This window comes from Nostoc sp., assembly GCF_036917395.1.
GTDB lineage: Bacteria > Cyanobacteriota > Cyanobacteriia > Cyanobacteriales > Nostocaceae > Nostoc.
This window is the reverse complement of the sequence record NZ_JBALDI010000029.1, coordinates 327,785-336,948: the sequence shown is the minus strand read 5'-3', so window position 1 is coordinate 336,948 and position 9,164 is coordinate 327,785. Positions and strand designations below refer to the sequence as shown.

At 43.4% G+C, this 9,164-nt stretch carries 7 protein-coding genes and 2 pseudogenes; 4 read left to right on the top strand and 5 right to left on the bottom strand.

Going from position 1 to position 9,164, the window contains the following annotated elements:
* Positions 1 to 24: 24 nt before the first annotated feature.
* From V7K46_RS12420 to V7K46_RS12400, 5 genes are all read right to left on the bottom strand, one after another.
* The gene (locus V7K46_RS12420; RefSeq protein ID WP_335113427.1) at positions 25 to 348 is read right to left on the bottom strand and encodes a hypothetical protein; all 324 of its coding nucleotides are present in this window, start codon (positions 346 to 348) and stop codon (positions 25 to 27) included.
* A gap of 247 nt (positions 349 to 595) precedes the next feature.
* Positions 596 to 724, bottom strand: a complete 129-nt coding sequence (locus tag V7K46_RS12415; RefSeq protein ID WP_335113425.1) for a hypothetical protein — start codon at positions 722 to 724, stop codon at positions 596 to 598.
* Between the two features lie 18 nt (positions 725 to 742).
* Entirely contained in the window at positions 743 to 1,951 is a 1,209-nt protein-coding gene (locus tag V7K46_RS12410) for a PepSY-associated TM helix domain-containing protein (RefSeq protein ID WP_335113423.1), read from the bottom strand.
* Between the two features lie 111 nt (positions 1,952 to 2,062).
* Entirely contained in the window at positions 2,063 to 4,669 is a 2,607-nt protein-coding gene (locus tag V7K46_RS12405; protein ID WP_335113421.1) for a TonB-dependent siderophore receptor, read from the bottom strand.
* 145 nt (positions 4,670 to 4,814) lie between these two features.
* Positions 4,815 to 5,813: a helix-turn-helix transcriptional regulator gene (locus tag V7K46_RS12400; protein WP_335113419.1), complete on the bottom strand. Its 999-nt coding sequence runs from the start codon at positions 5,811 to 5,813 to the stop codon at positions 4,815 to 4,817.
* 339 nt (positions 5,814 to 6,152) lie between these two features.
* Between V7K46_RS12400 and V7K46_RS12395 the strand changes: the two are divergent.
* From V7K46_RS12395 to V7K46_RS12380, 4 genes and pseudogenes are all read left to right on the top strand, one after another.
* Positions 6,153 to 6,287: pseudogene (locus V7K46_RS12395) on the top strand (Uma2 family endonuclease); the annotation flags it as partial.
* 353 nt (positions 6,288 to 6,640) lie between these two features.
* On the top strand, positions 6,641 to 6,820 hold the full coding sequence (locus tag V7K46_RS12390) for a hypothetical protein (RefSeq protein WP_335113448.1): 180 nt from the start codon (positions 6,641 to 6,643) through the stop codon (positions 6,818 to 6,820).
* 262 nt (positions 6,821 to 7,082) lie between these two features.
* Complete coding sequence (locus V7K46_RS12385) at positions 7,083 to 8,474, top strand: malic enzyme-like NAD(P)-binding protein (protein ID WP_335113417.1); 1,392 nt, start codon at positions 7,083 to 7,085, stop codon at positions 8,472 to 8,474.
* Positions 8,475 to 8,932: 458 nt separating this feature from the next.
* Positions 8,933 to 9,120, top strand: a pseudogene (locus V7K46_RS12380) (hypothetical protein); the annotation flags it as partial.
* Positions 9,121 to 9,164 lie beyond the last annotated feature (44 nt).

Here is a 9,164-nt window from a genome sequence, read left to right as displayed (position 1 = left end):
TAAAATGTCCAGATATTTCCATGTTTATCGCCTAGTTGTTTGGCGCGCGGTGCGGCTACACCGTGCCATTGCTTGTGACAGTTGCGTAAGTCCTGCACTGTATTGATCGAGATAGACATTGCTCATGCCGTATTCCTCCCGCTCTTGGGGGAGCGTTGAGGATTGAGATAGCCAATCTTTAATATTGGTTGCAGGTCTATCAATCTCACTCAATCGGGGAATTTTAGTTACTACTGATCCTCTCTTATTTTGATTTCCTTGAGGTATCTGCTCAATTGCTTGTGCAAAAGCAGGTGGAGTTAACAGCACAGAAAGTACATCCACCGTCAAAAGTTGTTGTTTAAACATTGTCGTCCCACACACTTATTAATCTGACTGGCAATAGTGCCTGATTTTTTTAAAGACAATTAAAAGTTGTTTGCAAGTAGTATATGGGATTTAGGTGATGATTTTCTCTTCAACCCAGACTTTTTTCTCTTTAAGCCGGACTGTTTATAGATGAATAACTTTGCCAATTCACGATCAAATGGCTACTGAAAAGCTGCTACGATATGGCGATCGCACGAAGTCGAAATCTAGTTAAAGTTATGAAAGCTTAAGCCAGTAAGGTTCTACCTGCTGTCGAAAAGCTGTGGGGGCTGGCATAACCCACTCTGGCTGCAACCCCTGCAACAGTCATTTTTTCTTCTAATGTACTGCCATTTGGATTGCTAAACAGAATCAATTGAATCCAGCTAAATATTTAAGATTGAGACTCATTGGAGAGATCGACCGGATTCTTTCGAGAAACTCTCTGACGACGAAGACGAAACATATTCAAACCTGTGACCAACAAAATAGCAGGAGATATTCCTACGAATACGTACAAAATTTTGGTAAATAACCCACCAAAAACGCCATAATGTAAGGGTGTTGAATAGTTGGACAAACGACCTAATAAGGACTTTGTTTTAGTTCCATCAACAACTTGTAAAATCTCACCCGTATATTGATCGATATGCACCTCACTGTCCCAGGATTGCGTTCGTGGCGAAACCATACGAAAGTCGTATATTCCTGCTTTCGATTCACTGGGCACGTCTATGCTAAATATGGAGAAGTTCGGTAAGGCGGCTTGAGCTTTTTGCACGATCGCATCTAAGGGAAAAGGCTTCTGACCTGGAGTCGGAGTAGAAGCAGTAGCCGGAGAGTCTACTGTCTGAGGTGTTTGAGGCGTGAAAATGCTAGCAACGGCATCAACAGGCATAAAAATGATCTCAAGAGTGGAACCAAAAAGTGGAAAATCCCACCAAGCACCTGTTCCGACAGGCAAAAGCAACACTACACCTAAAATGATCCCAACCACTTTATGAATATCAAAGTTCAGTCGTTTGGCATGAGCATCAAGTTTGATTTTGAATCCGCTACTGAGTTTTCTCCATCCCGGCCAAAGGACGATCCCCGTTCCACTCAGAATCACCATTAACGTAGCCGCTACCCCAAGGATGTAGGCACCCACATCGCCGATCATTAAGGCAGTGTGAATTTCGTACACTTTACCGAAGAATTCGCTGCCAAACCAGGAGGGATTTTGGGCTAAAAACTTGCCCGTGTAAGGATCTACCAAAAAATCGCCGATAATTGCAGGTACATCAGGTTTTGGTGTTGAATCAAAGTAAAGTCCGTAAGGAAAAATCCCACTGATCTGAAAATCTGGCTCGTTGAGATGGGCAGCTTTTACCTTGTCCACTAACACAGATAAAGGCAGGCGATTCTCTTGCAGAGACACTCCGTGAACGCCTTGGGGTGTTACTGCTCCATACTTATGAGCGAAAGCGAAGTTATCGATATCGCGCATAAACACCAGTAAGCTACCCGTTAAGCCAGCGATGATTGCGATTAAGCCAACCACTAAACCAAGATAGCGGTGTAGATTGAAAATCACATCGCGGAATTTTTTAGATTTGCTCATGGTTAAAATTTCTCCTGACTCAAAACGAGCGGGTGACCAAGGGGCAGACCCAATATGGGTAGGGTAATGTCATTATCATTAAAGTGGATTCAGGCGCAGAAATTGAGAGGATTAAAACCGCACTTTGACTGAACCACGAATTGTAAAGGGCGGACCAAAAGTCTCTGACCCAGGACCGCGCGAATTGACAATATAATCCGAATCAAACAAGTTCTCAAAGTTGAGCGCAGCCTCCCAGTTGTTGCGTCGGTAAAACAGAGCCGCATCAAGTCGAGTATAAGCAGGTATCTTGTAGTCGCGTGAAATAAATTCACCACCCGGGCGCTCATCGACAAAATATACGCCTAACCCAAAGCCCAAACCTTGCAAATTGCCGCTTTGAATTCGATAAGTTGTCCACAAATTAGCAGAATTATGTGGCGTAAATACTACCGGACTGCCCACTCCATAGACTTCATCTTTAGTGATGATCGCATTAATGTAAGAATACCCTGCTGTCAAATTCCAACCCGGTAAAATTTCACCCGTCACGCTGAAGTCAATGCCGCGACTGCGCTGTTCCCCAATCTGAATGTTAAAGTCCTCGTCCGCATTATTGAGGGGATCAGGTGTCAACACGTTGGTTCTTGTGATTTGGTAAGCGGCTAAAACTGCTGAGAGTTTACCATCTAGAAAATCGGTCTTGATACCCGCTTCATATTGAGTACTGAGAGAAGGAGCAAAGGTTTCACCCATTCGAGTCCGACGACCAGTGATATCGGCAGTGTCAAGGGCACGGCTGTAGTTGGCGTAGAGCGAAAGCGGCTTGATCGGTTGATAGACGATGCCAATGCGGGGACTAAATGTCGCTGAGTAGTTGGTATCAGCAGTACCTGCAACATAGTCACTCGCCGTGATTGTCACCCAATCCAATCGTCCAGCCACCACCAGGATGAGGTTATCTAGAAACTTAATCTGATCTTGCAGGAAAACCCCATAGGAGTCAGTGTTGTATTGTTGATTATAATCAGAGGTGTGGGGTGTATCAGCGGATGGTCGTGCAATATCATAGTCCGGGTTGGAAATGTCTAGCGATCGCAAGGATATACCGAAACCAAAAAATCTTTGCCTATCAAGTTTTGTATCAACACCAAACAGCGCTTGATGAGCGATTGATCCGGTATTAAAGTTTGCTAGCAGCCCAGTTTGCGTCGTATAGGTTTCATACACGTATTTATCATCAGCGTATGTTCTGTCAATAAATTGCTGATCAGACAACGTGCCATAGTTAATTCCTCTTCCATGTCCAGGTCCTGAACTGAAGGCTAGCGAATTGCGAAGCTGAAGATTTTTATTGAACCGATGTTCAAAACGATAGCCTCCTTGCACTCCTGCACTGTCAGTGTAAGTATCATCAGGATAATCATAATTAGGATCTCGCCCCAAAAATGAGCCATTCAAAGCTCGGACTCCATAAGATTTTGATGGAGTATTGATGTATTCAAGGTTTACGGTGAGCTTTGTATCATTACTGATATCCCAGGCAATGGTCGGTGCAATAAACAATTCCTGTGAACTTGAAAAGTTTCGCGAGTCGTGAGCATCCTGGAGCGCAATGTTCAGGCGATAGCGCAGATTTCTGTTTGAAGTCAGTGGTCCTGAAAGATCAGCCGTCCCCCGGTAGACACTATCGTTGCCAGCATTCAAGCCCAACTCATAGTAAGGCTCAAACAAAGGTTGTTTGGTCGTAATGTTGATTATGCCTCCGAGTCCGCCCGCTCCGAACAAAACTGCTGCTGGACCGCGCAGCACTTCAACCTGTTCAACGTTAGAAAAATCTGCCGCGCCTGATAAACCACCATCAACTGTTTGTTGTGCCGTGAAGCCACGAACTGAAATGTTTCCAAAGCTCTGTTGAACACCGCTGACGTTCTCCAACGCACTATTCACATTGGTAACATTACGATCTTTGATTACCTGTTGCGGTACAATTTGAATAGTATTTGGAATATCTCGCAAAGGCGTATCAGTGCGGGTGCCAACGCTCGTTTGTGAGGGGTTGTAGCCCTGGTCTTGCTCACCTGTCACCACGAGTTCAATTGGTTGATTACTTGCTGGCGATGGAAGACTAGGCTGTGTTTGACTCCCTGGCTGTTGTGGTTGAGTTGGTTGCCTTTGAGGTTGCTGTGCTCTTGATGCAGCAGTTGCAACAGAGAGGATGATACCTTCATCTGGACTGTCAAACAACTCAACCTGTGGTACACCTGCTTCCCCTGTAACGCTCACACGGATAGTATTGGCATCAAAGTTTGTTACCGTTATCTCACTAACACCTGCAATTGGTTTAGTAGAGCGAAACGTGAATGCATCACCTGATGGTAAACGCAGTTGAGCGTTGGGAATATCAGCAATAAAGTTATTGCCCGAAGAGCGATTCACTACTTGCAATTGTTGCCCTTTTAATGTCTGCAAAATCACCTCCACACCCGAAGAGGTGGGGTTTGCCTTCACTGAAGTCACTTGTACAACTTCAGCTTCCTGACTTTGGGCTGCTGGGTTCTGCTGTTCTATTTGAGCGAACCATTCTTTGACTGTTCTTGCGGAACGGTCTAGTTCTTGTACGCTAGGAATTTCAGTTACTTGCTTTGCCTGAGTTGGTTGTATGACCACAGCAATAAAAAAACAGGAAATAAATAGCGATGTCCACGACGGGCTACGCCTACGCAACAGTTTCATCATTCCACACACCCAACCGGATTTCTCAAAACAGAGTCGATACTTGAGAATTATTTTATATAACTCTGTTTATGAGAATACGAAATTAAGGTAAGCGCAAATATCGGAATCGGGATTTTTTTTTATCTGAATCGGGATGTCCTTTTTACTACAAGCCTTTTGGCTGACGATATTCTCTAGGAGTCATGCCAAATTGCCGCTTAAACAGATAGCTAAAATGACTGGTACTTTCGTATCCCACTTGATAAGCAATTTGTGCGATCAGCAAATTAGTGCCTCGGAGTAGCTGTTTTGCCTGCTCTAGCCGCAGGGATTGCACATATCCCAAAACCGTAGTCCCAAACACTTCTCGAAATCCGCGTTTGAGCTTAAAGTCATTGAGTCCGATTTCTTTGGCTAAATTTAGTAGAGAAGGTGGATGTGGCAGCCTTTGATTTAAAATAGCTTTGGCGTGATGCAAACGTTCAATTTCATCAGCACGGAAATAAAGTGATCGCTGCAATAAGAGATTATTTTCCCCCCATTGTGCAATCTGAAGTGTCAGTAGTTCTAGCACTTTTGCTTCTAAATACATTTGTCTAAGTTTTTCTCGAAACGGACACTGCAATATTTGTTTGAGTACTAACCACATTGCAGGTGTGGTTGCTTCTAACGGCTGATGGAAGCGCTCTTTTATTGGATTTTCTCTCAACTGCTCAAGCAAAGTAGGCAACTGTTCAAAGCTTCCCTGGAAACTGTCAAGTAAGTCAGGATACCAGTAAATACTGATGCACTGAGTGCGTTGGTTTGCATTAAAATGTTCAAACTCTTGAACATCAGGCAAGCAAAATAAGTAGTTATAACCCGCAACTTCTTCATAATCGTCACTGACTCCGGGCACATTTGGTGTAACAGTTCTCACACCACTAGACAGAAAAAATTTAGATGTCAGCAAAGGCGAGTCATCATGTTTTTGCTCAAAAATTACTGGTTGAGAATACTCATTGGTATGAATTCCTAGCCCAAGATTATGGCGAAGCCCAGTCCAGTGAAAGCTGTATTTACCAAACCAAGTAGACAATTGCTCTTTTCCTTCATAGTCATTAAACAACTGTACATCCTGGCAAAATTCTCCAAAGTCCTCTGTCCCAGTTATACGAATGGTCATGGTAATACTCTCAACTGCTTATTGAGAAAAGTATCTATTATTAGGGAGAGTGATGTCTACAGCAAGCCCTACGGGTGACGCTCCTGCGTCGCTCTAAGCGAACGCGAACAGCGTCTGGTTGGCACCATTAGTGAGATTTTGAAATAAAATCACTTTTGTCAATTAGTAATAATGCTGAAACTTTGCTAAAGTTGTGAGTAATAAATTAGTTTTTGTACTGAATTTTTAGGCAAGAATAAATGATGCTTTTACGTAAATGCCCTCTGGGCGGCTTGTGGAAGACATCGCGCTCCACTATGTTAGATTCAAGCTACACTCCTGCGGATGAGGAATCAGGTAATGGCGGCTTCTGGGGAACATGGCTTAAATAATAGCGCTTCCATCCCGACTTTAGAAAGTGGCGATCGCTTAACCCGCCACGAATTCGAGCGTCGTTATACAGCAATGCCCAATAAAAAAGCAGAATTAATTGAAAGCGACAGACACATCCCCGACATCTTTGAGATGTCGGGGATGTGTCTAGCGATCGCCTGACTCTAACTTCCGAAAAAAGACCAGCACAAATTTGTTTCCCTGCATGAGGTAAGCAAAATAGCTGCCCCTTTGATTTTTTAAGTCTCTTTCAAGCTCTTTAATATAAGACTCTAGAAAGATGTCTGCACTACTACTTTTACTCAAGCAGAGGTTGGGAGCCAAGGGCAAGGCGGAAGTCAAAAGTATTATGGAATGGGCTTTTTAGAGATTTTAAATGGTGCAAAAGCCCGGAATACAATTCTTTTGACTTCCGCCGTGCTGTACTAGTCTAATCATCGTCATGTAGTGTGTTCATGTCTAACCGCGCCAATTTGGGTATAGAAATAATGCACAAGCGCAATGCTTACAACTTTTCCCTGGATTTGGTTGCTGGTGAGACAGTACCTGTGGCAAGGATGTCTACGACGGGCTACGCCTACGCACCTGTAATTCACGCTCTCTATTTAGAGGGCGCTTTTTTGATGAAACTATAGTTATACAAATATTTACACAGATAAAACATTAAAAAAATATCTGGTGTATTTGGGTACAATTACTAAATTGTTACTCATTTATATTAGTAAATGCATTGGTATAAATAAAAATAATTATCAAAACTGTGAGTAGTGAGTAAACTAACTACTGAGGCTTCCCCCAGGAGTTTACATTCATTATGTTTCCACTGACTACAAATCTCAGATTTTAGTTTTCGTATCAATTCAATATAAAATCTAAAACTTAAAATCCAAAATCAACATGGCAAACCTAACTCCTAATTCTAGTTTTAGTTTGACACTGCGCTTGCAGATTCCCAATCGTGTGGGGATGTTGGCGTCGATAACCCAGGCGATCGCCACCACTGGCGGTAATCTTGGTCAAATTGATTTAATCGAGCAAACCCGTAAAGAGTCTACCCGCGATCTGACTGTGGATGCTGCTAGTACCGAACATGCTGAAACCATTGTGCAAGCAGTCAAAGCATTGCCAGACATCAAGTTACTCAGTGTCTACGATCGCACCTTTAATTTGCATCGCGGGGGCAAAATCAGCATTACTAGCAGAATTCCCTTAAGAAGTGTGTCCGATCTAGCAATGGCTTACACGCCCGGAGTCGGTCGAATTTGTACTGCGATCGCTCAAGATCCAGAGGAGGTTTATAAATTAACCATCAAACAAAACACTGTTGCCATTGTTACCGATGGTAGTGCCGTTTTGGGTTTGGGAAATCTTGGCCCAGCAGCATCTCTCCCAGTCATGGAAGGCAAAGCAATGCTATTTAAAGAATTTGCTGGGCTAGATGCTTTTCCTATTTGTCTCGCCACCCAAGATACAGAAGAGATTATCCAGACAGTTAAGAATATCGCTCCAGTTTTTGGGGGCGTGAATTTAGAGGATATCGCTGCACCTCGCTGCTTTGAAATTGAAAAGAGATTGCGCCAGGAGTTAGATATCCCCGTTTTTCACGATGACCAGCACGGTACAGCAATTGTTACCTTGGCTGCGTTGTTTAATGCCTTAAAGCTGGTAAATAAGTCAATGGCCCAAATCAGGATCGTGATTAACGGTGCTGGGGCGGCTGGAGTGGCGATCGCTCGGTTACTGACCAAAGCTGGGGCAGAAAAAATCTGGATGTGCGACTCTAAAGGGATTATCTCTACTAGTCGCACTGATTTGACAGAAGAAAAACTTGAATTTGCCGTGAAAGCTCAGGGGACGTTAGCGGGTGCAATGCAAGGGGCAGATGTCTTTATTGGTGTCAGCGCACCGGGAGTTTTGACAACAGAAATGGTGCATTCAATGGCGAAAGATGCAATTGTGTTTGCAATGGCAAATCCGATACCAGAAATTCAGCCAGAATTAATTAGTGAATATGTTGCTGTGATCGCTACCGGTCGCAGTGATTACCCAAATCAAATCAATAACGTCCTCGCTTTTCCTGGGGTATTCCGTGGTGCTTTAGATTGTCGGGCCCAGGCAATTACCACCACAATGTATCTGGAAGCCGCAAGTGCGATCGCTTCTTTAGTCAAACCTTCAGATTTGGCTCGGGAACATATTATTCCTTCAGTCTTTGATGAGCGCGTCGTTACTGCTGTTGCTGCTGCTGTGCAACGTGCAGCGCGTGAAGAAGGTATTGCTCGGAATTAATTAACTAAAAGAATGACTCTTATGGGATGGGCGTCTCGCCCGTCCCGGAACTTTTGGACTGCAATCAATTTGCGTTATGAACTAGACATCTCCAGAAAAGAATGTAGAGACGCGAAATTTCGCGTCTCTACAAGGGTTTGAGTGAATGCATAATTAATTTTCCCAGATGTCTACTGATAAGGTTAAACAGATGAGAATTGATCCATGATTGGTGATTAGATGAGTTTGGGCTACCAATTTAGGAGCAAAGTAACACATCTAAAACACCACTAATTTGTCAACTGTTTACAATGAAGTATCAAGTTGGGGACGAGTTTTTATAAGAACTGCTATTGCTCTAATTCCCTCCTTTTTAAGGAGGGTTAGGGAGGATCAAGTCTTAAGCAAAGCAGGCGTATTGAATTTAGTTGTATATGTGGGCACTCTAGATTTAAGACACTTACTGGAGAGTGATTTCTATGTCTACGACCCCAATTAGTGCAACATTCGCACAAACAGATAGAGATGCTGTGTTGCAAGCGATGTCTACGACAAGCCGCTTCGCGTCTACGCCACGATTAAAGAAAAGCTACCATTTTTGGTTGATTTGAGTTCCGATGATCGCAAGACTTTACCCAAGATGGGAGATAAGAGCCGGGCCTTTGTCAAAGTTTTTAGTTTTGAATTTCAACAATCAAGTTCAAAACTCAA